Below are 23,936 nucleotides of genomic sequence, written 5' to 3'. Positions count from 1 at the left end.
CGTCGTCGGTGGGCTGACTGTGCGCCGCTGCGCGGCGAAGTCTCCCACCCACCCGCCCGTTACCCGGCGTCGAGTGGTGCGCTGGGTGTGTTGACCTCGCTGTGTGCTGCCGGGTAAACGGGTGGGTGGGTGGGAAAGCACTGCGGGGGCGGAGCCCGGCGGTGCGATGTCGCGCGGGGTAACTCCGCCCGGCGTGCGGGGAGGGCGGCTCCCGGGAGCGGCCCGGCCCGGCGTGGGTAACTTCCGGGGGACGGGGCGCGCGGCCCCCGGGAGCGGCCCCCGCCCCGCCTGCGACGCGCAAAGCCCCGGGAGACCTGCTCACCCCCCGGCGACCACAGCCCCGCCTACGGGGCGCGCAGCCCCGGGAGCCCTGCTCACCCCCCGGCGACCACAGCCCCCCACACCGTCGATCCCGCGGAGCGTCAGGTGCGGAGCATCCGTGCGATCGCCTTCGTCGCTTCCTCTACCTTCGCCTCGATCTCCGTGCCGCCCTTGACCGCCGCGTCGGCCACGCAGTGCCGCAGGTGCTCCTGGAGGAGCTGGAGGGCGAAGCTCTGGAGGGCCTTCGTGCTCGCCGAGACCTGGGTCAGTATGTCGATGCAGTAGACGTCCTCCTCGACCATGCGCTGGAGGCCGCGGATCTGGCCCTCGATCCGCCGCAGGCGCTTGAGGTGTTCGTCCTTCTGCTTGTGGTACCCGTGCACGCCGTGAGCGTGGTCACCGTGATCCGCGGGCGCGGAGGGCGCTTCGGCCGCCTCCGTGGTCACCGCTGCCGCGTCGGTGGTCGTCATCGCGTCCTCCTCCTGGAAAGGGGCATGGGGCATTACTGCTGATCCGTATACCCCTGGTGGGTATATCTTAGCCGATTTCTCGGGGGGTGTGCTGATCACTGTGCCTGATGGGCGACACTGGGGGGCGGCCGGTTAGCCGTGGCCGGATGATGCGCCTAGCATCAGCCTGACCGCATCCAGAGCACCCCGAGGACCCCACGTGCGCTTTCGTCTGACCCCCAGGGAGACGAGCTTCTACGACATGTTCGCCGCATCCGCGGACAACATCGTCACGGGCTCGAAGCTCCTCATGGAACTGCTCGGAGCGGACTCTTCCGCACGGGCCGAGATCGCAGAGCGTATGCGGGCCGCGGAACACGCGGGAGACGACGCGACGCATGCGATCTTCCACCAGCTGAACTCCTCGTTCATCACGCCGTTCGACCGCGAGGACATCTACAACCTCGCGTCGTCCCTGGACGACATCATGGACTTCATGGAGGAGGCCGTCGACCTGGTCGTCCTCTATCAGGTCGAGGAACTCCCCAAGGGCGTCGAGCAGCAGATCGAGGTCCTCGCGCGGGCCGCCGAGCTGACCGCCGAGGCCATGCCGAACCTGCGGACCATGGAGAACCTCACCGAGTACTGGATCGAGGTCAACCGCCTGGAGAACCAGGCCGACCAGATCCACCGCAAGCTCCTGGCCCAGCTCTTCAACGGCAAGTACGACGCCATCGAGGTGCTGAAGCTGAAGCAGATCGTGGATGTGCTGGAAGAGGCCGCCGACGCCTTCGAGCACGTGGCGAACACTGTGGAGACCATCGCGGTCAAGGAGTCCTGAGCCTCGCCATGGACACCTTTGCTCTGATCGTGACCATCGGCGTCGCGCTCGGCTTCACGTACACGAACGGCTTTCACGACTCCGCGAACGCCATCGCCACCTCCGTCTCCACCCGCGCGCTGACGCCCCGCGCGGCGCTCGCCATGGCCGCGGTCATGAACCTCGCCGGTGCCTTCATGGGCAGCGGCGTCGCCAAGACCGTGAGTGAGGGGATCATCGAGACCCCGCACGGCGACAAGGGGATGTGGATCCTCTTCGCGGCGCTCATCGGCGCCATCGTGTGGAACCTCATCACCTGGTACTTCGGCCTTCCCTCGTCCTCCTCGCACGCGCTCTTCGGCGGCATGGTCGGGGCGGCGCTCGCCGGTGGCATCGGCGTCATCTGGTCCGGCGTGGTCGACAAGATCGTCATTCCGATGTTCCTGTCGCCGCTCGTCGGTCTCGCCGTCGGGTACCTCGTGATGTGCGCGATCATGTGGATGTTCCGCAGGTCCAACCCGCACAAGGCCAAGCGGGGCTTCCGCATCGCGCAGACCGTCTCGGCGGCCGGCATGGCGCTCGGCCACGGCCTCCAGGACGCGCAGAAGACGATGGGCATCGTGGTGATGGCCCTGGTCATCTCCGACGTGCAGAGCGCGGACGCGCCCATCCCGATCTGGGTCAAGATCGCCTGTGCGCTGATGCTGTCGGCCGGTACGTACGCGGGTGGCTGGCGCATCATGCGGACCCTCGGGCGCAAGATCATCGAACTGGACCCGCCGCAGGGCTTCGCCGCCGAGACGACCGGCGCGGGCATCATGTTCACCACCGCGTTCATGTTCCACGCGCCGATCTCGACGACGCACGTCATCACGTCCGCGATCATGGGCGTGGGTGCGACGAAGCGGGTGAACGCGGTGCGGTGGGGTGTCGCGAAGAACATCATCCTGGGCTGGTTCATCACGATGCCGGCCGCTGCGCTTGTCGCGGCCGTGAGTTTCTGGATCGTGAACCTCGCGTTCTTGTAGCGCCAGGAGTACGTACCTGTCAGCCGTACGTACGAAGGAAAGGCCCGCCCCCGGGAGCCAGGGGCGGGCCTTTCTTGTTGTCCCTGCGGTGGCACCGCCATGCAGCACCGCGGGGAGTCCGGAGGGCCTAGCCGAAGCGGCCCGAGATGTAGTCCTCGGTCGCCTGGACCGACGGGTTGGAGAAGATCCGCTCCGTGTCGTCGATCTCGACGAGCTTGCCGGGCTGGCCGACCGCGGAGAGGTTGAAGAAGGCCGTGCGGTCCGAGACGCGCGCCGCCTGCTGCATGTTGTGCGTCACGATGACGATCGTGAACCGTTCCTTCAGCTCGCCGATCAGGTCCTCGATGGCGAGGGTCGAGATCGGGTCCAGGGCCGAGCAGGGCTCGTCCATGAGCAGCACCTGGGGCTCGACCGCGATGGCCCGCGCGATGCACAGACGCTGCTGCTGGCCGCCGGAGAGGCCGGAGCCGGGCTTGTTCAGGCGGTCCTTGACCTCGTTCCAGAGGTTCGCGCCCTTGAGGGACTTCTCGACGATCTCGTTCAGCTCGGACTTCTTGTACGAGCCGTTGAGCCGAAGGCCCGCCGCGACGTTGTCGTAGATCGACATCGTGGGGAAGGGGTTCGGGCGCTGGAAGACCATGCCGATCGTGCGGCGCACGGCCACCGGGTCGACGCCCTTGCCGTACAGATCCTCGTCGTCCAGGAGGACCTTGCCCTCGACGCGGCCGCCGGGGGTGACCTCGTGCATGCGGTTCAGCGTGCGCAGGAACGTGGACTTGCCGCAGCCCGACGGTCCGATGAAGGCGGTCACCGAGCGGGGCTCCACGGTCATCGAGATGTCGTCGATCGCCTTGTGGGAACCGTAGTAGGCGGTCAGGCCCGATACGTCGATTCGCTTGGCCATGGGGATCACTGCTTCTTTCGGGTCTCTACTACGAGGGTCGCTGATATGGCCTTCCGTCGGCGGAGCCGACTGACGGGCACTTAGCGGCCCGTCTTGGGGGCCTTCCAGCGGGCGATGCCGCGGGCCGCCAGGTTGAGGATCATGATGAAGCCGATGAGGGCGAGCGCCGCCGCCCAGGCACGGTCGTACGACGCGTCGGTGCCTGCCGCGTACTGCTGGTAGACGTACAGCGGCAGGGAGGCCTGCGAGCCCTCGAAGGGGTTCGTGTTGATCAGGGGGTTCACCCAGACCAGGAGCAGGACCGGCGCGGTCTCACCGGCGATGCGGGCCACCGAGAGCATGACGCCCGTGGTGATGCCGCCGATCGCGGTGGGCAGGACGACCTTGAGGATGGTCCGCCACTTCGGCACGCCGAGGGCGAGCGAGGCCTCGCGCAGCTCGTTCGGGACGAGCTTGAGCATCTCCTCGGTGGAGCGGACGATCACCGGCATCATCAGGATCGCGAGCGCCATGGCGCCGGCCCAGCCCGAGTAGCCGAAGCCGAGGATCAGGATCCAGAAGCTGAGGACGAACAGGCCCGCGACGATCGAGGGGATGCCGGTCATGACGTCCACGAAGAACGTGATGACCTTGGAGAGCTTCCCCCGCCCGTACTCGACGAGGTAGATCGCGGTGAGCAGGCCGATCGGCACGGCGATGACCGAGGCCAGCACCACCTGCTGGAGGGTGCCGATGAGGGCGTGGTAGATGCCGCCGCCCGTCTCGTCGTCGGAGAGGACGCCCATCGAGTGGGTCAGGAAGTAGACGTCGAAGACCTTGATGCCGCGCTGGACGGTCTCGTAGACCAGCGAGGCCAGCGGGACGACGGCCAGCAGGAACATCACCCACACCAGCGAGGTGGCGAGGCGGTCCCTGGCCTGGCGGGTGCCCTCGACGGTGACCGCGAGGGCGTACGAGCCGATGATGAAGAGCAGCGCGGCGATCAGGCCCCACTGGATGCGGCTGTGCAGACCGGCGCCGAGGCCGACGCCGACGGCGACGGCGGCCGAGCCGAGCGCGACGGCGAGCGGGCTCCAGCGCGGGAGGGTGGCCGCCTTCAGGGTGGCGGGGGGCTTGACGAGGGGCCCGGACGGGGTGGGTGTCGTGGTGCTCATGCGTTGGCCCCCGAGTACTCCTTGCGGCGCGCGATGATCAGGCGGGCCGCGCCGTTGACCAGCAGGGTGATGACGAACAGGACCAGGCCGGAGGCGATGAGCGCGTCCTGGCCGTACTCACTGGCCTCGTTGAACTTGCTGGCGATGTTCTGCGCGAAGGTGCCGCCGCCGTAGTCGAGCACGGACGCGTTGATCAGGAAGGACGGGGAGAGCACGGTGGCGACGGCGATCGTCTCGCCGAGCGCGCGGCCGAGGCCCAGCATCGAGGCGGAGATGATGCCGGAGCGGCCGAAGGGCAGCACCGACATGCGGATGACCTCCCAGCGCGTGGCGCCGAGGGCCAGTGCGGCCTCCTCGTGCATCTTCGGGACCTGGAGGAAGACCTCGCGGCTCACGTTCGTGATGATCGGCAGGATCATGATCGCGAGGAGGATGCCGACGGTCATCAGGGAGCGCGGGGCGCCGCCGTGGTAGGCGAGGACGCCCGTCCAGCCGAAGTAGTCGTCGAGCCAGCTGTAGAGGCCGGTGAGGTTGGGCGCGACCACGAGGGCGCCCCAGAGGCCGTAGACGATCGAGGGCACGGCGGCCAGCAGGTCGATCACGTAGGCGATGGGGCCGGCCAGCTTGCGCGGCGCGTAGTGCGAGATGAACAGCGCGATGCCGATGGCGACGGGGACGGCGATCAGCAGGGCGATGATCGAGCTGACCACGGTGCCGAAGACCAGCACGGCGATGCCGAAGTACGGCTTGCCGCCGGTGGAGGCGCCGGCCGGGTCCCACTCGAACGTGGTGAGGAAGTTGCCCGTGTTGTCGGCGAGTGCGAGGGCCGTGCGGTAGGTGAGGAACACCGCGATGGCGGCCATGATCGCGAGGAGCGCGATGCCGGAGCCCCGGGAGAATCCGAGGAAGATCCGGTCGCCGGGCCGGGTGGCGCCGCGCGCGGCGGCCTTCTCCGCCTTGTCCCGGGGCAGGCCGGGCTTCACTTCGACGGGTGGTGGTGCGGTCGTCTTACTTGATATGTCCATGGGGTTCTCCGGTCTGCGGAGCTGCCGCGCTCACGTGGCGGGCGCTCCGTGGCGGCGGTGCACCGGACGGTGCGGCCGGCCCTGACTCGCGGGGCCGGCCGCACTCGGTTCAGCTAGCTCAGGCCCGCGACGGTGGAGCGGACCTTCGCGATGATCTCGGCCGGGATCGGCGCGTAGTCGTTCTCCTTGAGGACGTTCTGGCCGTCCTCGCTGGCGATGTAGGTCAGGAAGGACTTGGTGGCGGCGAGCGTCTCGGGCTTGTTGCCCTTCTCGCAGACGACCTCGTACGTCACCAGGGTGATCGGGTAGGCACCCTCGGCGGTGGGCTTGTAGTTCAGCTCCAGGGACAGGTCCTTGCCCTTGCCGATGACCTTGGCCTCGGCGATCGCCTTGGAGGCGTTGTCGACGGTGGCCTTCACCGGCTCCTTGGCCTGCGTCTTCAGGTCGACGGTCTTGATGCCCTCGCCCGCGTAGGAGAGCTCGAAGTAGGAGATGGCGCCCGCGGTCTGCTTGACCTGGCCCGCGACACCGGCGGAGCCGTTCGCCGACTGGCCGCCCTTGGGCTCCCACGACTTGCCCGGCTCGTAGGGCCAGGCGTCGGGGGCGGCACCCTTCAGGTACTTGGTGAAGTTGTCCGTGGTGCCCGACTCGTCGGAGCGGTGGAAGGCCTGGATCTTGGTCTTGGGGAGCTTGACGTCGGGGTTGAGCTTGGCGATCGCCTTGTCGTCCCAGGACTCGATCTTGTCGTTGAAGATGTCGGCCAGGGTCTTGGCGTCCAGGGTCAGGTTGTCGACACCGGGGACGTTGTAACCGATGGCGATCGGGCCGCCGACCATCGGCAGGCCGATGGCCTGGCTCTCCTTGCAGACCTTCTTCGACTTGGCGATCTCGTCGGGCTTCAGCGCCGAGTCGGAACCGGCGAACGCCGTCTGGCCCTGGAGGAACGCGGTGATGCCGGCGCCCGAACCCGTCGGGTTGTAGTTCAGCTGCACGTCCTTGCAGTTGGTCGTGTAGACCTTCCGCCAGGCGTCGATCGCGTTCTTCTGCGCGGACGAGCCGGAGGCCGCGAGCTGGCCCTTGGCGTCGTCGCACTTGATGTTGGCGTTGGCGTTCGTCTCCTTGCCGCCGTCGCCGGAGCCACTCGTGTCGTCGGAGCCGCACGCCGTGAGGGCCAGGGCGCCGGAGACGGCGAGGGCGCCGAGGGAGAGGGCGCGGAGCCGGTTCTTGCGCTGAAGCTTCACTTTTCGGATTTTCCTTCCGGGAGCCGCCGGCCCGTTGCTGGCGGCGTGCGATGTCTGTCTGTAAGGCCGAAATTAGGCAGGACAGGTGAAGCGGCTGATGGGCAGGAGTGAACGGCGGGTGAACCTCGGCGGTCGGCCTGGTTAGGGAGTCCATCACAAAAAGTAGCGCTACGAGCACGTACCGTCAGGTAGCTGGGCCCGGCGTCATAGGTCCGGGGGAGATTGGTGCAGGTGGGCAAGCGGGCGCGCCTGGGTGCTGCGGCCCGTGACGGCTGGTTCGTTGTGGCTGAAGAAGAGCGGTGATGGCGTTAGGGAGGCAGGCGCCTCGGCCTTGCGGGCGGCGGTGGCCGGCAAGTGTGTTGAGTGCGTGCTCCAGCGGGCCGGGCCGTCACCGTTACCGGCCGGTGTGGGGGACGCCGCAGTCGTCGGCTGTTGCTGTGGAGGGCCGCGCGGGCGGTGCGCATGGTGACGGCTTCAGGTCCTTGCGGCCGTCCGTCCACGGTGCGGCCGTGGCTTTACGCCGCCGGTCGTCCCCGTATGTTTTGAGTCGAAGTTGACGACCGCATCTCGCCCCTTCCTCCTTATGTTGGGCTCGTTTGTTTCACATTGAATTGAAATGGCTGTGTCCGGGTTTGTGGGCAAGTGTCGACGTCATTGACGGTTCGAGCTATCACAATTGCGCCAGAGGAAATTCCGTTGTGGTCGTACGGGTTGGTGTGATTACTTCTGGATCATGCATAAAGTCGCCATCCTGATACTCGATCAAATCGTCGCCCTCGACATGGCCGCGGCGATCGAGGTATTTGGTCATGTGCGCCTGTCGGATGGGCGCCCCGCCTACCATGTCCGAGTTTGTGCAGAGGAGCCCGAGGTCAACGCAGGGGGGTTCTCGCTGCATGCTCCTTGGGGCCTCGATACGGTCGCCGAAGCGGACACGGTCATCATCCCGAGCACGTCCCTCGCTCACCCGCTGACCGCTGCGGTCAGCGCTGCGGTCAGCCGTGCCGCGTCCAGGGGCGCACGCATCGCCTGCGTGTCGCCCGATGGAAGAGCGAATCCTCTGGCATCCGTCGGCCCGGTCGGCCGACCGTTGTTCACGCCCGATCCCGCAGCGGTCGGCGCCGCCCCGCAGACTCTGTACATCGACAAGGGGCAAGCGCTCACCTCCACCGGCTCCGCCAACTGCTGGGAGCTGTGTCTGCACCTGGTTCACCGCGACCACGGCCCCGAAGTGGCCGCGGCGGTCGCGCACGAGGCCGTTCTGCCCGACGCGGCCCCCAAGAACCAAGCAGGGTTCGTCGGCCAAAGCCGGCCACCCGCTTCCGAGGACTCCACCTTCGACAAGCTGCTGCTGTGGCTCCAGGAGAACCTCACCCGCCACCTGAGCGTGGCGGACGTCGCGGCCCGGGCGGGTGTCAGTCCGCGCACCTTGACCCGCCGCTTCCACGATCGAACCGGCATCACGCCCCTCCAGTGGCTGCATCGGGCCCGCATCAGCCGGGCCCAGTGCCTGCTGGAGACCACGTCCTACTCTGTCGAACGCATCGCTTCAGACGTCGGTTTCGCCTCGCTGACGGCTTTCCGGGACCGTTTCAAAGAGGCGACGGGTTTCAGTCCGCATGCGTACCGGCGCGCGTCCGCCTCGAGTGCATCGCCACTCCCTAACTGAGAGTGGTGACATCGGAGTGGCTGCCTCGAGCGGTGTCGAACGATGCGTCCGTATCCCGGTGGTCCGTGACTCGATTTCACTGGATCATGCCTACCGATAGGGCGACCATGGTTGTCGTAGCGGATTCGCGAGGCCCTCGTGAATCCCGAATCAAAGGAGGAAACATGTACGAGCAGGAGCTCAAGGAAGAGTTCACCTCGCAGGACTACGTTCCCCCGATGCTGGCTGAGGTCGGTGAATTCAGCGAGGACACGCTGGGTTACGGAAACGCGTGGGACAGCAAGAACGGCCTCTTCTGAGTTAGGTCTGACCAGTGATTGACACCGGGTACGTAGTACTTCCGGACCACTCGGCAGCCGAAAGTGTCTTCGAGTCGACGACAGTGCGTTTTCCGCTCGTGGCGTCGCACGACTCGGGCAGGCCGTGGCTGTTGGGGCGGCGGCCGGCAGAGCAGGTTGTCGTGGCGACGAAGGGCCCGGTGCGGGTGGCGGTGATCGGGGCTTGCCCGGTCACCGCCACCGAGTTGGGTCGGCTCGCCTCGCACGTGCGGAGTCTCTCCGATGTAGGAAGCCTGGCGCGAAAACTTCCGGGTTCGAGCATCCTGGCGGTTTCCGTTCACGGCAGGACACGCATCCAGGGGAGCATCGTCGGCTTGCACCCAGTCTTCTACGCCCGTGTGCAGGGCGTGGATGTAGCTGCGGACAGAGCCGACGTCCTGGCGGCCATGGCCGGCGCGAGCATCAACGAGGAGACTCTCGCCGTTCGCGTCGCATGCGGCAGGTTGCTGCCGGCTCCGCTGAGTCATGAGCCGTTGTGGGAGGGCGTTTCGGTTCTCGCCCCGGACAACTGCCTGGTCTGGGGGGACGAGCGGGCACACGAGACCCGCTGGTGGACGCCTCCGGCCCCCGAGCAGTCCCTCGGCGAAGGCGCCGGCAAGGTACGGGAGGTCATGGCGGCTGCTATGGAGGACAGGGGCCCGGGCGAGGGCAGGCTGAGCACTGATCTGTCCGGCGGCATGGACTCCACATCCTTGTGTTTCCTGGCTGCCCGCAAAACTCCCGACCTGCTCACGTTTCGGACCGCTGAGGCCGACGTCACCAATGACGATGCTCTGTTCGCCTCTCACAGCATGGGCGCACTGCCGACTGCGGAACACCTTGTCGCCCCCCAGGAGGACCTACCGTCGATCTTCACCGATCCCGGGTCCTGGGCGAGCACCGAGGAGCCTTACCCGTTCATCCGCACGGGGGCGCAGACGCGTTACGTTGCACGGCTCATGGCGAAGCACGGCTCGCGGCGCCACCTCGCGGGGCACGGAGGGGACGAGCTCTTCACGCCTCTCGCCGGGTACCTGCACAAGCTTCTGCTGCACAGGCCTGGCACAGCACTCAAACACGTGCGCGGTTACAGCGCGCTCAAGCGGTGGCCCCTGGCGGGAACGACAGCTGCCCTCCTGCGCCCCGGCTCTGTGCGGTCCTGGTGGCAGGACCAGGCCGCCGGCCTCACCGCACCACCACCCCCGCTGCGCAGGCCCGTGCTCGGGTGGGGTCTTTGGCCGCTTCGCGCCTCCCCCTGGGTCACCGAGACCGGCATCGAGCTCGCACGTACCGCATTTCTGCGCACCGCCGTTGAGACACCCCGGTACGCCGAGGATCTCGGACAACACCAGTTGCTGCTCATCCTGCGCAGCAGCGCTTTCCTGCACCGTCTCCTCAGGGAACCGTTCGCCCGGGAGTCGATCCACCTCGACATGCCGTTCTTCGACGACCGGCTGATCGAGGCGGTACTCGCCGTGAAACCGGAGGAGCGGTCGGATCCGTGGCGCTACAAACCCCTGTTGTCCGAAGCGATGCGGGGGGTCCTGCCCGACATGGTCATCGGTCGTTCCACGAAGGGAGAGTTCAGCGAGGACGTCCGCATAGGCATCAAGGGCAACGTGCCTGCTCTGCTCGATGTGTTCGCCGACTCCCGGCTCGCCGCCAGGGGCCTCATCGACGCAGATCGGTTGAAGTCAAACCTCCTCGCTCCTCAGCGGAACACCACCATCCTGCAAGACATCGAGTATCTCCTCGGCTGCGAGTCATGGCTGCGTGCGGTGGAGGCCTCGACACCAACTCACCTCGGGGGAGCCTAGTGTCCATCCGTCTGCGCCCTGATGTGTCCCTCGCCGAAACCGCCGATGGCACGGTGCTCCTGGACCAGGCCAAGGGGCGTTACTGGCAGCTCAACGCCACGGGTGCCCGCATACTCAGGCGCCTCCTGGACGGTCACAGCCCTGAAGAGATCGCCCAGGCCATCGCGGCGGGCTGCGGTATCACCGTCGACCACGCGTTGCGGGACGTCACCACGGTCACGGAACAGCTCGACCGTGCCGGCTTGGCGGTGTCCCGATGAGCGTTCCCGTTGCTCTTCCCCCACGCGACGGACGAGACCGGCGTCGGCGTGCGGCACCGCTCATCGCTGTCGCGATCGCTCGGTTGCTGGCCAAAGCCCCGCCGCGACGGCTGCGCCGCTTCATGGAGATCGCGCGTCGCCGTGCCCGGCCGGCCACGGCCGCCCAGGCCCTCGCGGCACGCGAGGCAGTGGTCTCGGTCAGCCTGCGGTGCGCCGGGCAGAACTGCCTGCAGCGTTCCATAGCGACGGCTCTGCTCTGCCGTATGCGGGGCTGCTGGCCGACTTGGTGCACCGGTGTCCGCACCGAACCGTTCGCCGCTCACGCCTGGGTCGAGGCAGAGGGGCAGTTGATCGGTGAGCCCTATCCGCCGGGCTACTACGTGCCCATGCTGTCCGTGTGACGAGGCCTCCCAGGGTTACCTGGGAGGCCTCGTGCGCGTACGGCCAGCAGTTCGGTGACGAGATCCACGTCACCGGGCTGGGTCAGGCGGCGGCCGGCCTCACCAGGGCTCAGCCAACGCAGCTCCGTCACCTCGGAGTTGGGGGTGAAGGTGCCGCTGACCGCTTCGGCTGCCCAGTACCGGACCTCCTTGGGGCGGCCGTACGCGTCCCGATAGTGGGCGGTGGTGAGTTCTGTGCTGGGCGCGCATGTCATGCCGGTTTCTTCCAATACTTCTCGCACGGCCGCGTCACGGGCCGACTCCCCGTGTTTGAGCTTGCCTTTGGGGTGGGACCAATCGGCCCACTTGGGGCGGTACACCAGCGCCAGTTCGATGCTGTCCTCGGCCGTGGCCGTGGCCGTGGCCGTGGCCGTGGCCGCCGGGCGCCACAGGACGCAGCCGGCGGCGAGGACGGTGTCGCCGCCCCTTTCCTCGTCGCCGACGCCGTCGCCGTACGTCATCCCGTACTCACCGTCTCGTGCTGCCAGGCGCGCTGGAAGGCGAAGCGCGCCGCTTCCACCTCATGGCGCTGGTCGGCGTGGAGCACGCCGAGGGCGTACGCCGTGGCCGGGGCGATGCGCGGGGTGCGGGCCGCCTGCGCCGCGGCCGACGCGGCGGCCGCGGCCTCCCGGTGGACGTTCAGGGCGCGGCTCGCGTCCAGGACCCGGGGTTCCAGGGAGGCGGGGCCCTGGATGACCTCGTGGGCGTACCGGTACAGGCGCAGCAGGGAGCGGACCTTCAGCCACGGGGCGTCCTGGGCGTCGGGCGCGGACTCCGCGGAGTGCAGGCCGTGGGCGAGCGCCTCGGCGTTGTACGGGTGGCCCGCCCGGCCCAGCGGCAGGGCCTCCACGGCTTCGGCGAGGTCGGACTCCGCCCTGGCCGCCAGCTGCTCCAGGTCGTCCGTGGCGCCGCTGAAGGGGACCTCGCTGGCCAGCACCGCCACGCTGTCCGCCACCGCGTGGAAGCGGGAGGAGCCGAGGGCCTGGAGGGCGGTGGAGTGGGCGCGGGTGCGGGCCAGGGTCAGCTGCCGCTCCAGCAGGGCGGCGGCCTTGGCCGCGCCCACCGTGAGGCCGCGCTGGGCGCCGCCCCTGTCGTCGGCGGACGCCGGCCGGGGCCGTCCCGGCGCGGTACGCGTGACCGTGACGGGAGCGACGGAAGTGGCGGAAGCGACTGAAGTGACGGGAGCGGCGGGGACCGGCACCTGGGGCGGTCCCGAGAGGCGGTGCAGCGCCTCCAGGAGGCGTTCCAGGCGGGTCGCGTACGCGTGCTCCTGGGCCAGCGTGCCCGAGAGCCAGGCCAGCTCCGGGCGCAGGGCCGCCGACCACTGGGGGTCCAGGAGCGGGCGGAAGGTGTGCAGGGCCGCGCCGATGCGGCGGGCCGCGCGGCGCAGGGAGCGGGCCGCCGCCAGGGACTCCTCGGCGCCCTGCGCGTCCGTCGTGGACTCGCGGTGCAGCCGCAGCGAGCGGAGGAACTCCGTGGCCTGGTCCTGGAGGTGGGCCGCCAGTGCCTCGTGGGCCGCGCCCGCTCCCGTACCCGTACCCGTCATCTCATGGTGTTGCTGTGCCACGCCGGCGCCTCCGGGCGTCTATGAGCATCTCCTGGACGTTGCGCAGGGGCTGGCCGTCCTGGTCCACCGAGTGGCGGGTCCAGTTTCCGTCCGCGCCCAGGTGCCAGGAGGCGGTGGTGTCCGACATGCCGGTCTCCAGGAGCCGGCTGAGGGCCGTACGGTGCGCCGGGTCCTGGACCCTGACCAGCGCCTCGATACGGCGGTCGAGATTGCGGTGCATCATGTCGGCGCTGCCTATCCACACCTCCGGTTCGCCGCCGTTGCCGAAGGCGAAGACGCGGGAGTGCTCAAGGAAGCGGCCGAGGACAGAACGTACGCGGATGTTCTCCGACAGGCCCGCGACGCCCGGGCGCACCGCGCAGATGCCGCGCACCCACACGTCCACGTCGACACCCGCCTGCGAGGCGCGGTAGAGGGAGTCGATGACCGCCTCGTCGACCATCGAATTGACCTTGATGCGGACGTAGGCGGGGCGGCCCGCGCGGTGGTGCTGTATCTCCTTGTCGATGCGCGAGACGAGTCCGTCGCGCAGGGACCTGGGGGCGACGAGGAGCCTGCGGAAGGTCTCGCGCCGCGAGTAGCCGGAGAGGCGGTTGAAGAGGTCGGAGAGGTCCGCGCCGACCTCCGCGTTGGAGGTGAGCAGACCGAGGTCCTCGTACAGGCGGGCGGTCTTGGGGTGGTAGTTGCCGGTGCCCACGTGCGAGTAGCGGACCAGGGTCTCGCCCTCCTGGCGTACGACGAGGGAGAGCTTGCAGTGGGTCTTCAGGCCGACGATGCCGTAGACGACATGGCAGCCCGCCTCCTCCAGCTTCCGCGCCCACTTGATGTTGGCCTGCTCGTCGAAGCGGGCCTTGATCTCGACGAGGACGAGAACCTGCTTGCCGGACTCCGCGGCGTCGATCAGGGCGTCGACTATGGGGGAGTCGCCCGAGGTGCGGTACAGCGTCTGCTTGATCGCGAGGACGTCCGGGTCGGCCGCCGCCTGCTCCAGGAACGCCTGCACGGAGGTGGAGAACGAGTCGTACGGGTGGTGCAGGAGTACGTCGCGTTCGCGAAGGGCGGCGAAGATGTCGGGCGCGGACGCCGACTCGACCTCGGCGAGGTCGCGGTGGGTGCCCGCCACGAACTTGGGGTACTTCAGCTCGGGCCGGTCCAGCTTGGCGATGCTGAAGAGGCCGGTGAGGTCGAGCGGGCCCGGCAGCGGATAGACCTCGGCCTCGCTGATCTTCAGCTCGCGCACCAGCAGGCTCAGCACGTTCGGGGCGATGGACTCCTCGACCTCCAGGCGCACCGGGGGCCCGAAGCGGCGCCGCATCAGCTCCTTCTCCAGGGCCTGGAGGAGGTTCTCGGCGTCGTCCTCCTCGACCTCCAGGTCCTCGTTCCTGGTGAGCCGGAACATGTGGTGCTCCTGGATCTCCATGCCCGGGAACAGCTCCTGGAGGTGCGCGGGAGCGGCGATGACGTCCTCTATGGGGACGTACCGCTGGGGGGAGGCCTCAAGGAAGCGGGAGAGCAGCGGCGGGACCTTCACGCGTGCGAAGTGCTGGTGGCCGGAGACGGGGTTGCGTACGACCACGGCGAGGTTGAGCGAGAGCCCCGAGATGTACGGGAAGGGGTGCGCGGGGTCCACGGCCAGCGGGGTGAGGACGGGGAAGATCTGCTGGCGGAAGAGCGTGAAGAGCCGGGACTGCTCCTTCTCGGTCAGCTCGTGCCAGCGCACCAGCTGGATGCCCTCGTCGGCGAGGCCGGGCGCGACGTCGTCGTGGTAGCAGGCGGCGTGCCGGGCCATGAGCTCGCGGGAGCGGTTCCAGATGAGTTCGAGGACCTCGCGGGGCTGGAGGCCGGAGGCGGAGCGGGTGGCGACGCCGGTCGCGATGCGGCGCTTGAGGCCGGCCACGCGGACCATGAAGAACTCGTCCAGGTTGGAGGCGAAGATCGCGAGGAAGTTCGCCCGTTCGAGGAGGGGGGTCTGTGGATCCTCGGCGAGTTCAAGCACCCGTTCGTTGAACGCGAGCCAGCTGCGCTCCCGGTCCAGGAACCGCCCCTGCGGCAGCTCGACGCCGTCGTGCCCGACCTGGGCGTCCTCGTCGTACGCGTCGAGGTCGGCGTCGAGGTCGGGGGCGAGGTCGGAGATGGTGGCGGCGATGGTGTGCGGCCTGTGCGCGGCGATGGAACCGACGGAAGGCTGGGCGTGCTGGACCTGTCCCTGCGTGTTCGGCTGGCTCATGAAGCCATTCTTCCGCGTGGATACGCCGATGGGCGCGTCGGAGAGCGCGGGAGCGAGGTGACGCTTCCCGTTCTCCGGGTGCGGGTCGGGCGCGGCGGGCTGCATTGAGCGAGCGTCGCAAGCTTGTCTGAATCAGTGGTTACGGCGACATGACGTGCGGGACATCGGCCGAAGACCCCCGGGCGTCTTCTCGGCGCGGGGGCCTTCGGCGATCGTACGGGTCGGGCGGCCCGGCGGTCGGGCGGCCCGGTGGTCAGGCGGTCCGGCGGCGCAGGAGGCGGAAGGCGGCGTACGTGGCGGCGGCCGCGAGGGCGAGCAGGATGCCGGTCTCGATCAACTGGACGTGCCAGAAGTGGGATCGGGGGTGGTAGTCCATGTACCAACCGGTGATCTCGGTGTCGGCGGGGCAGGAGAAGCCGTGCTGTGGCTTCGGGAGGCACTGCCACGCGTAGAAGCGGTCCCCGGCGGCGTTGGTGACGCCCTGATCCATGCTGAAGGAGTTCCAGGGGATCCCGGTGGGGAAGCTTTTCTCCTCGGTGGCGGGCCCGGTGGCGGTCTGCACCGGCACCAGGTGCCAGCGGGCGTTGCCGAGGCCCCACAGGACGAGGCCGGTGACGAACCCGGTGGCGACCATCGCGAGCAGCGTGCGGCGCACGGCGAAACCGATGAGCGTGCCGAGGGCCGCGGCGAACAGGGAGTACGCGACGAGGACGGGGCCGGTCGCCTCGTAGACGCCGCGGTCGGCCCAGTGGAGGTTCCACTGACGTCCGATCGTGTCGGAGGCGCCGAGCTGGAGCGCCGCCATGAGGACGAGCGTCCCGCCCGCGGCGAACGCGGCGGCGGTGGTCAGCTTGGTGGCGAGCCAGCGCGCGGGCGAGACGGACTGGGTCCAGGAGAGCTTGTGGACGCCGCTCTCCAACTCGCGCGCCACCAGCGGGCCCGCGACGAACGCGCCGATGAGCAGGGGGACCAGAAGCAGGCTCAGGGATCCCTTCGACATGCTGGCGTCGAGCAGGTACCGGGCGCTGGCGAAGCCGAGGAAGGAGTCACAGGGCTTGCCCACGACGCAGTTGTCGTCCGACACCGGGTAGGCGCTCGCCGCCCAGCGCAGCCAGCCGGTGTAGGCGACCGCGGCGACGAGGACGGCACCGGCCGCCAGGAGCGTGGTGCGGTGCACCCGCACGTCCACCCAGCGCGGGCCCCGCAGGGTCGGCAGGCTCATGCCGTCACCCCCGCCCGGGACGTGGCGGCCGTGCCCGGGGTCAGCAGGGGTGGCGCGTCCGGGGAGCGGAGATGGGCGAGCAACAGTTCCTCCAGGGAAGGTTCTTCGACGTCCCAGCCGTCGCCGAGGGGGCCCTCGGGGCGGATCAGGGCGCTCACGCCGCGCCCGGTGGCGCGGGACTCGACGACGGTGTGCGGGGCGAGGTCGGCGGCCGGGCGCGCGCCCGTCACCAGGGCGTGCGCGGCGACGATGTCGTCGATGCCGCCGCCGAGCCGGATCCGCCCTTCGGATACGAGGAGCAAGTGGTCGCAGGCGTCCGCCAGTTCGCCGACGATGTGCGAGGACATGACGACGGTGGTGCCGTGCTCGGCGGCCTCGGCCATGAGCGTGCCCATCAGCTGGTGCCGGGCGAGCGGATCGAGGTCGGCCATCGGCTCGTCCAGGAGCAGCAGTTCGGCGCGCTTGCCGAGTGCGAGGGCGAGCGCGACGCGGGTGCGCTGGCCGCCGGAGAGCGTGCGCACGCGGGCGCCCGGGTCGAGTGCGCCCCCGGCCAGGACGCGCTCGGCGACGGCCATGTCCCAGCGCCCCGGGTTGAGTTCGGCGCCGAGCCGCAGCGTGTCGGTGATGGTCAGCCGCGGGTGGAGCGGCTTGTCCTGGGCCACGTACGCCACGCGGGCGCGGGCCTTGGCGGGGCTGGTGCCGAGCACGGCCAGGGTGCCGCCGCCGGGCCGGTCGAGGCCGGCCGCGAGGGAGAGCAGCGTGGACTTGCCGGCGCCGTTGGGGCCGACGACCGCGCAGACGCGCCCGGCCGGCAGGCGGAACGAGCAGTCGCGCAGGGCCTGGCGGCGGCCGAAGCGTTTGGTCAGGGCGTGCGCCTCGATGGCGGCGTCGGTCATGCGGGGTCCCCCTTGGTTCCTGCGTCCGGCTTGGTTCCTGTGTCCGGTGTGGTCCATGCGTCCGGCGAGCCGAACTGTTCTTCCAGTACGGCGCCGAAGAGCGCCGCCACGTCGTCCTTCTCCAGCCCCGCCACCCGCGCCCGCGCGGCCCACTCCACGAGCTCCCCCCGCAGCGGCGAGTCGGCCGGCGCGCTGCCCAGCGACTTCCGTACGAAGGTGCCGAGGCCGCGGCGGGCCTCGACGAGTCCCTCGCGCTCCAGTTCGCGGTAGGCCTTGAGCACCGTGTTCGGGTTGATGGCGGTGGCCTCGACGACCTCGCGTGCCGTGGGCAGCTTGTCGCCGGGCTCCAAGAGGCCGAGGCGCAGGGCCTGGCGGGTCTGCTGGACGATCTGGAGGTAGGTGGCGACGCCGCTGCGCCGGTCGATGCGGTATTCGACCACTGCCTTGCACCACCCTTTCACTAATTGAGTAGTGAAAGGGTGGTGCAAAAAGGGGGCGGCGTCAAGCGACGCCGCCCCCAAGGAGCTTGAAGTCAGGGAAAGCCGCTGGTCACGTCTCCGTGCGGTACATCAGATCCGTCTCGTACGTCACGAAACCGAGCCGCTCGTAGACGCTCACGGCCGCCTTGTTGTCCGCGTCCACGTACAGCATCGCGGTCGGCAGGCCGGCCGCCGCGAGGTGGCGCAGGCCCGTCGTGGTCAGGGCCTTGCCGAGGCCGCCGCCCTGGGCGCCGGGGCGCACGCCCACGACGTACACCTCACCGAGGCGCTCCTCGGCGTGCACCTTCGTCCAGTGGAAGCCGACCAGCTCGCCGTCACTCTCACGCACGGCGAGGAAGAACCCCGCCGGGTCGAACCACGGCTCGGCCTTGCGGTCGTCCAGGTCGCGCTGGGTCAGGGCGCCCTGCTCGGGGTGGTGCGCGAAGGCCTCGGCGTTCACCGCGAGCCAGGCCGCGTCGTCCTGGCCGGGCACGAAGGTACGGATGGTGACGCCGGGCGGCAGCACCGGCTCGGGGAGGTTCAGGTCCGCCAAGGGGCGCCGCATCTGCCGCAGTTCGCGGAAGAGGGCCAGGCCGAGCACCTGCGCCAGGTGCCGGGCGGCGGAGTGCCCGCCGTGCGCCCACACGCGAAGGCGCCGCCCGGACTCGCCGAGCAGCGCGGTGCCGAGCGCCCGGCCGTGGCCGCGCCCCCGGTGCGAGGGGTGCACGACCAGCTCGGCGGCGGGGGCCTCCACGGGGTCGGTGTCCTCCAGCTGCGCGTACCCGATGAGCCGGTGGTCGACGCTGAGCAGCAGATGCCGTACGCCCTCCCGCTCGCCGCCGCGGAGCTGGAGCCGCCCCTGCTCGGAGACCGCCTGCTGCCCGTCGGCGCGGGCGGCCTCGGCGAGCAGCCCGAGCACGGCGTCGGCCTGCGCCGGTGTCAGTGCGGTGAGGGTGTCGATCTTCCGGAGGGTGGCGGGAGCCTCGGCGGGCCGGTCGTCAGTCATGGGTCGAGGGTACGGCGGCGGGGCGCGCGGACGGCCGGGTACAGGTCGTGACATGGGGGATGTGCCCGTATCGCTCCCGATGGCAACCGCCTCGTAACCCGTAACCCCCTGTTGCGCTACGCGCGTTGACTCTAGGCTGCGCACGGCGGTATCGCCTCCCAGTCGTCGTCTCACATCACCCTCAGGGGGACACGTGTCAACCACACCCCAGCCACGCAGACCCGGACGCCGTGCCACACGCGTGCTCGCCGCGGCAGCCTCGCTCGCCACCCTCGGCGCGCTGGTCGCGGCCCTTCCCGCCAGTGCGGGGCAGGACGGAGCGGGCGGGGGCAAGGGCGGCGGCAAGCGCACGGTCGACGTGCAGCTGCTGTCGTTCAACGACTTCCACGGGAACCTCCAGCCGCCCGCCGGCTCCTCCGGCCAGGTGACGGAGAAGCAGCACGACGGGACCGAGAAGAAGATCGACGCCGGTGGTGTCGAGTACCTCGCCACGTCGCTGCGCACCGCCCGCAAGGCGCACCCCTACAGCGTCACGGCCGCCGCCGGTGACCTGATCGGCGCCAGCCCGCTGCTCTCCGGCCTCTTCCACGACGAGCCCACGATCCAGGCGATGAACAAGCTGGACCTGGACGTCACGAGCGTCGGCAACCACGAGTTCGACGAGGGCGCCAAGGAACTGGCCCGCATCCAGAACGGCGGCTGCCACCCCAAGGACGGCTGCTTCGAGAAGGACGAGAAGGGCAGGCCCAAGAAGTTCGAGGGCGCCGACTACCCCTACCTCGCCGCGAACGTCACGGACGAGAAGACCGGCAAGCCCATCCTCAAGCCCTACTGGGTGTGGAAGCACAAGGGCGTCAAGGTCGGCTTCATCGGCGTCACGCTCGAAGGCACCCCGGACATCGTCTCGGCCGAGGGCATCAAGGGCCTGAAGTTCCACGACGAGATCGAGACCGTCAACAAGTACGCGAAGATCCTCGACAAGCAGGGCGTGAAGTCCATCGTCACGCTCATCCACGAGGGCGGCGCCCCCGCCAGCCAGACGTACAACTACGACTGCGACTCGCCGGGCGCGGGCGACGGCATCTCCGGGCCCATCACCGACATCGCCAAGGGCATCACGCCCAAGGTCGACGCGCTCGTCACCGGGCACACGCACGCCGCGTACGTCTGCACGATCCCCGACCCGTCGGGCAAGCCGCGCATGGTGACCTCGGCGTCCTCCTACGGCAAGCTCTACACGGACACCACGCTCACGTACGACCGCAGGACCAAGGACATCGTGCGGACGAGCGTGAAGTCGGCGAACCACGTGGTCAGCCGTGAGCAGGCCAAGGCGCCGGACATGACCTCACTGATCAACCGCTGGGACAAGCTGGCCGCGCCGATCGCCAACCGGCCCGTCGGCTACATCTCCGCCGACATCCCCGGCCGCGGCGCCGGCGTCCCCGAGTCCCCGCTCGGCGACCTCATCGCGGACGCGCAGCTCGCCCACGCCAAGTCCCTCGACCCCGAGGCCGATCTGGCGCTGATGAACCCCGGCGGCATCCGCTCCGACCTCGTCCACAAGGCGAGCGGCAGCGAGGGGGACGGCGTCGTCACGTACGGCGAGGCGTTCACCGTGCAGCCCTTCAGCAACACCGTCAACCTCGTCGACCTGACCGGCGCCCAGCTGGTCACCGCGCTCAAGCAGCAGGTCGGCGGGGCGAACGAGCAGTCCCCGAAGATCCTTCAGGTGTCGGACGGACTGACGTACACGCTGGACATGACGAAGACGGGCGCGGACCGGGTCGTCACCGACTCGATCAAGCTGAACGGCAAGGCGCTCGACCCGGCGGCCACCTACCGCGTCGCGCTGAACTCGTTCCTCGCGGGCGGCGGCGACGGCCTGCCGGAGCTGGGCAAGGGCGCGAAGCCGCTGGTCGGCGCCGACGACCTGAAGGCGTTCAACGACTACCTGAGCGCCAACTCCTCGGCGGGCAAGCCGATCGCGCCGCCGAAGGCCGACCGGATCACGATCGTGAAGTAGCGCTCACTTCGGCGCCTGCTGAAGGTAAGGCTTGGGGTGGGGTGTGAACGTATGGTGAGATCATCTGATGCGTTCCCCCCACCGCATGACCACGCCGCCACCTCCGGACAAGCCCTACCGCAATCCGTACGACGAGCTGGCCGACCTCGCGCCGAATCCGTTGAAGGAGTTCCTCCACGAGGAGAAGCCCGAGCGGGACGACGCCGAAGCTCCCTGGACGCCGCCCGACCACCGCCGCGGCAGCCGCCGCCGAAGCCGGGGCCGTGGCCGCGCCCGCTTCATGGGCCTGCCGCTCGCCGCGAAGGCCGTGGTCGCCCTCCTCGTCACCGCCGCCTTCCTCGCCCTCGGCGACCGCTGGGCGCTGCTCTACGCCGAGCACGAGGCCGCGGAGAAGCTCAAGGAGCAGATGAACCTGAGCGCGGCGCCCGAGGTCGATTTCGAAGGGTTCCCGTTCCTCACCCAGGTCCTCGACCAGCGCGTGGACAAGGTGAAGGTGACCGTCCCCGACGTCGCGGCCGACCGCGTCTCGCTGGCCAAGGTCTCCGCGACCGCCACGGACGTCACGATCCTCGGCGAGGGCCCCACGTCCATCAAGGGCGCCCGCATCGGCGCGATGACCGGCGAAGTACTCCTCTCCTTCGAGGACCTCAACCGTGAACTGGGCGCCTCCCAGGTTACGTTCACCGGCCGGGGCCATGACGAGGTCCTCGCGCGCGGCACGCTGCCCGTCGCGGGACACGACCTGAAGGTGCGCGCAGACGCCCGCATCCAGCGCAACGGCGAGCGGGGCATCTCCACCGACATCGGCGGCATGAGCCTGCAACTCGGCGATCTGGCGACCTACCGCCCCGGCACGCGCGAGAAGGAGGGCCTGCACCTGTCGCGCAGTTCCGCCGACCGCGTGGCCAAGGAGACGGCGAAGGCGAAGGCGCTGCTGTCCGTCCCCGCGATCGTGAAGCGGCTCGGCGTCCCCGAGTCCGTGGTGCGCGAGGCACTCAAGAGCGACGCCAGGCTGAACGAACTCACGGGCTCCCCGCGGTTCGTGAACGACGTGATGGGCCTGAACCTCATCGACGTGGCGATGGGCCACCCCGAGCTGCTCAAGAAGCTCGGCCTGGACCCCGCCCTCCTCAAGGGCCTGGCCCGGCTCACCCGCCCCGTCCTGGCCGACCGCCTCACCCTCGCCTTCCAGCTGCCGAAGCTGCCGGGCGCGGGGACGGTGGCGCTCCAGGACGTGACGGTGGAGAAGGAGGGCATCCGGGTGCGGCTGAGGGGGACGGGGCTGGGTTTCGGGAGTTAGAGGGTTACAGGAAGCTGTGGTCACGCAGCATGAAGTGGGTGGCTGGCCTGCCAGTTCACATGAAGAGGCCACGGGGCCCTGCCCCATTCCACTCCCGTACCACTTTCCCAACTTCGCGAACCGGTTGACCCGCAAGCCCATGAACGTCTTCGCCCACACCGGCGAAACGCGCAATACCCCGCCATACCAGCAAACTGCCCGCGCCGAGCCTTCTGCAGCCATCACCCATTGACAGACTGGCGCAGCGGCACTCGACCTCATGCCGGATAGCGCCGACCGCAGCGGTGACCTGCGCCCGCGCGCCGGGAAATCTACGCGCACCACTTGGGGGCGCTAACCCTCCCGGCGGACATACTCTTCCCCATACAACCTCAGATGTTCATCAAATCGGACCCCGACTCCCGTACGTACCTCCGAGTAGTCATATGATCACTACGCAACAGCTTGTTCGTCATGAAAGGGCCACGTGGCATGACCAGTCACAGGTCCCGACCTAAGAGGGGAACATGAACAGTAAGCGCAAGATAGCCACGGTGGCGGCGGGGGTTGTGGCCATCGCGGGGCTCGGTATCGGACCGGCCTTCGCTGAGGGCGGCTTCTCCAGCAAGATAGAGGGATGGATCACGGGCAAGGACTCCCGTCACTGGAGCGACAAGAACCGCGACGGTGTATCGACCTCGGTCAAGTTCTCCGGTTGCACGGCCCACAACGGAGGGTCGGGCGAAGACCACTTCAAGCACGCGACCATTCAATTGAAGAAGGAACGCTCCGGCCTTCCGGACCCGGTGGTTGCTCGGGACAACAACTATTGCGACACGTCCAGCTTCGGTGACCGTTCCAAGGGTAGCTACTACTTCAAGTACACCCGCCTGAACGGCTATGACCAGACCGGCTACAAGCTGTTCGTCAAGCGCGTGGTTGTCAAGTACTGATCCCGTCGGCAGGGTGCCTGGTCCAGAATGGTGGGATCAGGCACCCTGCCTCCGCTCGCCGCTGTCCCGCGCTGACCAACTGGATAAGGCCGTGCCGCTTCGCTTCACTGACTGTTCCTTCGCCTACCGTGCGGGATCCCCTGTCCTTGACTGCTTGACACTGGAGTTCCCCTTGGGATGCACCGTGTTGCTGGGGCCCAACGGGGCGGGGAAATCAACATTGTTGTCCCTAGGGGCCTCCGTACTTGCTCCAGCCTCCGGTCGCGTGCAACTGGGCGGGCTGAGCAGCACGGAAAGGCGTCACCGTAGCGAGTACCGGCGCAGAGTCGGGTGGTTGCCCCAGCACATAAAACCTGTGCCGTCACTGACCGTGCGGGAACAGGCGGCCTACGCCGGCTGGTTGAAGGGACTCTCGAAGTCCGAGGCGTGGGAGCGCTCCGCGAAGGCCCTGGACCGGGTCCGGCTCACGGAATTGGCGAAGCGCCGGAGTCACGAACTGTCCGGTGGACAGATGCGACGGCTTGGCATCGCGCAGTCCCTGATCCACGATGCCCAGGTCGTTCTGTTGGATGAGCCGACCGCCGGTCTCGACCCGGTGCAGCGTGGTGTCTTCCGCGAATTGGTGGGTGAGCTGTCGGAATCCGTCAGCTTCGTGGTATCCACCCACCAGACGGAAGACTTGGCCGATATCTACGAGAGCGTCATCGTCTTCGACCGAGGACAGGTGGCCTTTCAGGGGAGCATCCCCGACTTCTTCGCCCGGGCGCCTGAAGGCATAGCGGTCGAGAGGCGCGCGGAGAGCGCCTACCGTGGCCTGGTCCGTGGGGAGGTCTGAG

At 68.9% G+C, this 23,936-nt stretch carries 23 protein-coding genes; 11 read left to right on the top strand and 12 right to left on the bottom strand.

Annotated elements, in window-relative coordinates:
- Positions 1 to 422 precede the first annotated feature (422 nt).
- On the bottom strand, positions 423 to 791 hold the full coding sequence (locus tag KKZ08_RS18240; protein ID WP_223775475.1) for a metal-sensitive transcriptional regulator: 369 nt from the start codon (positions 789 to 791) through the stop codon (positions 423 to 425).
- Between the two features lie 199 nt (positions 792 to 990).
- Here KKZ08_RS18240 and KKZ08_RS18235 point away from each other — a divergent pair, with 199 nt between their 5' ends.
- Complete coding sequence (locus KKZ08_RS18235) at positions 991 to 1,611, top strand: DUF47 family protein (protein ID WP_205036473.1); 621 nt, start codon at positions 991 to 993, stop codon at positions 1,609 to 1,611.
- An 8-nt stretch (positions 1,612 to 1,619) separates the two neighbouring features.
- Positions 1,620 to 2,618: an inorganic phosphate transporter gene (locus KKZ08_RS18230; RefSeq protein WP_223775474.1), complete on the top strand. Its 999-nt coding sequence runs from the start codon at positions 1,620 to 1,622 to the stop codon at positions 2,616 to 2,618.
- A gap of 127 nt (positions 2,619 to 2,745) precedes the next feature.
- Here the strand turns inward: KKZ08_RS18230 and pstB are convergent, their stop codons facing one another.
- The 4 genes from pstB to pstS all read right to left on the bottom strand — a co-directional run bounded on the left by pstB (position 2,746) and on the right by pstS (position 6,942).
- Entirely contained in the window at positions 2,746 to 3,522 is a 777-nt protein-coding gene (gene pstB / locus KKZ08_RS18225; protein ID WP_223775473.1) for a phosphate ABC transporter ATP-binding protein PstB, read from the bottom strand.
- An 80-nt stretch (positions 3,523 to 3,602) separates the two neighbouring features.
- Positions 3,603 to 4,676 (bottom strand): phosphate ABC transporter permease PstA, encoded by a 1,074-nt coding sequence (gene pstA, locus KKZ08_RS18220; RefSeq protein WP_223775472.1) that lies wholly within the window; start codon positions 4,674 to 4,676, stop codon positions 3,603 to 3,605.
- A complete protein-coding gene (gene pstC / locus KKZ08_RS18215; RefSeq protein WP_223775471.1) occupies positions 4,673 to 5,701 on the bottom strand; it encodes a phosphate ABC transporter permease subunit PstC in 1,029 nt (342 codons plus the stop codon). The genes pstA and pstC overlap by 4 nt, the downstream gene beginning before the upstream one ends.
- Positions 5,702 to 5,814: 113 nt before the next feature.
- Positions 5,815 to 6,942, bottom strand: coding sequence for a phosphate ABC transporter substrate-binding protein PstS (gene pstS / locus KKZ08_RS18210; RefSeq protein WP_223775470.1), 1,128 nt, complete (start codon positions 6,940 to 6,942; stop codon positions 5,815 to 5,817).
- Between the two features lie 733 nt (positions 6,943 to 7,675).
- Here pstS and KKZ08_RS18205 point away from each other — a divergent pair.
- The 5 genes from KKZ08_RS18205 to KKZ08_RS18185 all read left to right on the top strand — a co-directional run bounded on the left by KKZ08_RS18205 (position 7,676) and on the right by KKZ08_RS18185 (position 11,406).
- Entirely contained in the window at positions 7,676 to 8,611 is a 936-nt protein-coding gene (locus KKZ08_RS18205) for a helix-turn-helix domain-containing protein (RefSeq protein WP_223775469.1), read from the top strand.
- A gap of 164 nt (positions 8,612 to 8,775) precedes the next feature.
- On the top strand, positions 8,776 to 8,910 hold the full coding sequence (locus tag KKZ08_RS18200; protein ID WP_223775468.1) for a lasso RiPP family leader peptide-containing protein: 135 nt from the start codon (positions 8,776 to 8,778) through the stop codon (positions 8,908 to 8,910).
- 161 nt (positions 8,911 to 9,071) lie between these two features.
- Complete coding sequence (locus KKZ08_RS18195; protein WP_223775467.1) at positions 9,072 to 10,745, top strand: asparagine synthase-related protein; 1,674 nt, start codon at positions 9,072 to 9,074, stop codon at positions 10,743 to 10,745.
- The gene (locus KKZ08_RS18190) at positions 10,745 to 11,005 is read left to right on the top strand and encodes a lasso peptide biosynthesis PqqD family chaperone (RefSeq protein ID WP_223775466.1); all 261 of its coding nucleotides are present in this window, start codon (positions 10,745 to 10,747) and stop codon (positions 11,003 to 11,005) included. Before KKZ08_RS18195 ends, KKZ08_RS18190 begins: the two co-directional genes overlap by 1 nt.
- Entirely contained in the window at positions 11,002 to 11,406 is a 405-nt protein-coding gene (locus tag KKZ08_RS18185; RefSeq protein ID WP_223775465.1) for a lasso peptide biosynthesis B2 protein, read from the top strand. The genes KKZ08_RS18190 and KKZ08_RS18185 overlap by 4 nt, the downstream gene beginning before the upstream one ends.
- Here the strand turns inward: KKZ08_RS18185 and KKZ08_RS18180 are convergent.
- The 7 genes from KKZ08_RS18180 to mshD all read right to left on the bottom strand — a co-directional run bounded on the left by KKZ08_RS18180 (position 11,382) and on the right by mshD (position 18,842).
- Positions 11,382 to 11,906 (bottom strand): NUDIX hydrolase, encoded by a 525-nt coding sequence (locus KKZ08_RS18180; protein WP_223775464.1) that lies wholly within the window; start codon positions 11,904 to 11,906, stop codon positions 11,382 to 11,384. The two genes, KKZ08_RS18185 and KKZ08_RS18180, sit on opposite strands and share 25 nt — an antisense overlap.
- Complete coding sequence (locus KKZ08_RS18175) at positions 11,903 to 12,991, bottom strand: CHAD domain-containing protein (RefSeq protein ID WP_223779100.1); 1,089 nt, start codon at positions 12,989 to 12,991, stop codon at positions 11,903 to 11,905. The genes KKZ08_RS18180 and KKZ08_RS18175 overlap by 4 nt, the downstream gene beginning before the upstream one ends.
- Position 12,992: 1 nt before the next feature.
- On the bottom strand, positions 12,993 to 15,239 hold the full coding sequence (locus tag KKZ08_RS18170) for an RNA degradosome polyphosphate kinase (protein WP_223775463.1): 2,247 nt from the start codon (positions 15,237 to 15,239) through the stop codon (positions 12,993 to 12,995).
- 253 nt (positions 15,240 to 15,492) lie between these two features.
- Positions 15,493 to 16,461, bottom strand: coding sequence for an ABC transporter permease (locus tag KKZ08_RS18165; protein WP_223775462.1), 969 nt, complete (start codon positions 16,459 to 16,461; stop codon positions 15,493 to 15,495).
- Entirely contained in the window at positions 16,458 to 17,357 is a 900-nt protein-coding gene (locus KKZ08_RS18160) for an ABC transporter ATP-binding protein (RefSeq protein WP_223775461.1), read from the bottom strand. Before KKZ08_RS18160 ends, KKZ08_RS18165 begins: the two co-directional genes overlap by 4 nt.
- Positions 17,354 to 17,797, bottom strand: coding sequence for a GntR family transcriptional regulator (locus tag KKZ08_RS18155; protein WP_223775460.1), 444 nt, complete (start codon positions 17,795 to 17,797; stop codon positions 17,354 to 17,356). Before KKZ08_RS18155 ends, KKZ08_RS18160 begins: the two co-directional genes overlap by 4 nt.
- Before the next feature lie 109 nt (positions 17,798 to 17,906).
- The gene (mshD, locus tag KKZ08_RS18150; RefSeq protein ID WP_223775459.1) at positions 17,907 to 18,842 is read right to left on the bottom strand and encodes a mycothiol synthase; all 936 of its coding nucleotides are present in this window, start codon (positions 18,840 to 18,842) and stop codon (positions 17,907 to 17,909) included.
- A 193-nt stretch (positions 18,843 to 19,035) separates the two neighbouring features.
- Here mshD and KKZ08_RS18145 point away from each other — a divergent pair, with 193 nt between their 5' ends.
- The 4 genes from KKZ08_RS18145 (at position 19,036) to KKZ08_RS18130 (ending at position 23,935) form a co-directional block, all read left to right on the top strand.
- Positions 19,036 to 20,868, top strand: a complete 1,833-nt coding sequence (locus KKZ08_RS18145) for a bifunctional metallophosphatase/5'-nucleotidase (protein ID WP_223775458.1) — start codon at positions 19,036 to 19,038, stop codon at positions 20,866 to 20,868.
- A 67-nt stretch (positions 20,869 to 20,935) separates the two neighbouring features.
- Entirely contained in the window at positions 20,936 to 22,168 is a 1,233-nt protein-coding gene (locus KKZ08_RS18140) for a DUF2993 domain-containing protein (RefSeq protein ID WP_223775457.1), read from the top strand.
- A 506-nt stretch (positions 22,169 to 22,674) separates the two neighbouring features.
- The gene (locus tag KKZ08_RS18135) at positions 22,675 to 23,100 is read left to right on the top strand and encodes a hypothetical protein (RefSeq protein ID WP_223775456.1); all 426 of its coding nucleotides are present in this window, start codon (positions 22,675 to 22,677) and stop codon (positions 23,098 to 23,100) included.
- On the top strand, positions 23,048 to 23,935 hold the full coding sequence (locus tag KKZ08_RS18130) for an ATP-binding cassette domain-containing protein (protein ID WP_223775455.1): 888 nt from the start codon (positions 23,048 to 23,050) through the stop codon (positions 23,933 to 23,935). The genes KKZ08_RS18135 and KKZ08_RS18130 overlap by 53 nt, the downstream gene beginning before the upstream one ends.
- Position 23,936: the final 1 nt, after the last annotated feature.

The sequence above is a fragment of the Streptomyces sp. 135 genome (assembly GCF_020026305.1).
Lineage (GTDB): Bacteria > Actinomycetota > Actinomycetes > Streptomycetales > Streptomycetaceae > Streptomyces.
Note: the sequence above shows the minus strand (reverse complement) of the source record. Positions and strands in the feature narration are given on the sequence as shown.

What these genes read in the sequence shown, in the direction of transcription:
- KKZ08_RS18200 (WP_223775468.1), top strand. Translation starts at nt 8,776, where the DNA reads ATGTACGAGCAGGAGCTCAAGGAAGAGTTCACCTCGCAGGACTACGTT.
- KKZ08_RS18160 (WP_223775461.1), bottom strand. Translation starts at nt 17,357, where the DNA reads ATGACCGACGCCGCCATCGAGGCGCACGCCCTGACCAAACGCTTCGGC.
- pstA (WP_223775472.1), bottom strand. Translation starts at nt 4,676, where the DNA reads ATGAGCACCACGACACCCACCCCGTCCGGGCCCCTCGTCAAGCCCCCC.
- KKZ08_RS18175 (WP_223779100.1), bottom strand. Translation starts at nt 12,991, where the DNA reads ATGACGGGTACGGGTACGGGAGCGGGCGCGGCCCACGAGGCACTGGCG.
- KKZ08_RS18140 (WP_223775457.1), top strand. Translation starts at nt 20,936, where the DNA reads ATGCGTTCCCCCCACCGCATGACCACGCCGCCACCTCCGGACAAGCCC.
- KKZ08_RS18180 (WP_223775464.1), bottom strand. Translation starts at nt 11,906, where the DNA reads ATGACGTACGGCGACGGCGTCGGCGACGAGGAAAGGGGCGGCGACACC.
- mshD (WP_223775459.1), bottom strand. Translation starts at nt 18,842, where the DNA reads ATGACTGACGACCGGCCCGCCGAGGCTCCCGCCACCCTCCGGAAGATC.
- KKZ08_RS18165 (WP_223775462.1), bottom strand. Translation starts at nt 16,461, where the DNA reads ATGAGCCTGCCGACCCTGCGGGGCCCGCGCTGGGTGGACGTGCGGGTG.
- KKZ08_RS18185 (WP_223775465.1), top strand. Translation starts at nt 11,002, where the DNA reads ATGAGCGTTCCCGTTGCTCTTCCCCCACGCGACGGACGAGACCGGCGT.
- KKZ08_RS18135 (WP_223775456.1), top strand. Translation starts at nt 22,675, where the DNA reads ATGAACAGTAAGCGCAAGATAGCCACGGTGGCGGCGGGGGTTGTGGCC.
- KKZ08_RS18240 (WP_223775475.1), bottom strand. Translation starts at nt 791, where the DNA reads ATGACGACCACCGACGCGGCAGCGGTGACCACGGAGGCGGCCGAAGCG.
- pstB (WP_223775473.1), bottom strand. Translation starts at nt 3,522, where the DNA reads ATGGCCAAGCGAATCGACGTATCGGGCCTGACCGCCTACTACGGTTCC.
- pstC (WP_223775471.1), bottom strand. Translation starts at nt 5,701, where the DNA reads ATGGACATATCAAGTAAGACGACCGCACCACCACCCGTCGAAGTGAAG.
- KKZ08_RS18230 (WP_223775474.1), top strand. Translation starts at nt 1,620, where the DNA reads ATGGACACCTTTGCTCTGATCGTGACCATCGGCGTCGCGCTCGGCTTC.
- KKZ08_RS18205 (WP_223775469.1), top strand. Translation starts at nt 7,676, where the DNA reads ATGCATAAAGTCGCCATCCTGATACTCGATCAAATCGTCGCCCTCGAC.
- KKZ08_RS18170 (WP_223775463.1), bottom strand. Translation starts at nt 15,239, where the DNA reads ATGAGCCAGCCGAACACGCAGGGACAGGTCCAGCACGCCCAGCCTTCC.
- KKZ08_RS18130 (WP_223775455.1), top strand. Translation starts at nt 23,048, where the DNA reads ATGACCAGACCGGCTACAAGCTGTTCGTCAAGCGCGTGGTTGTCAAGT.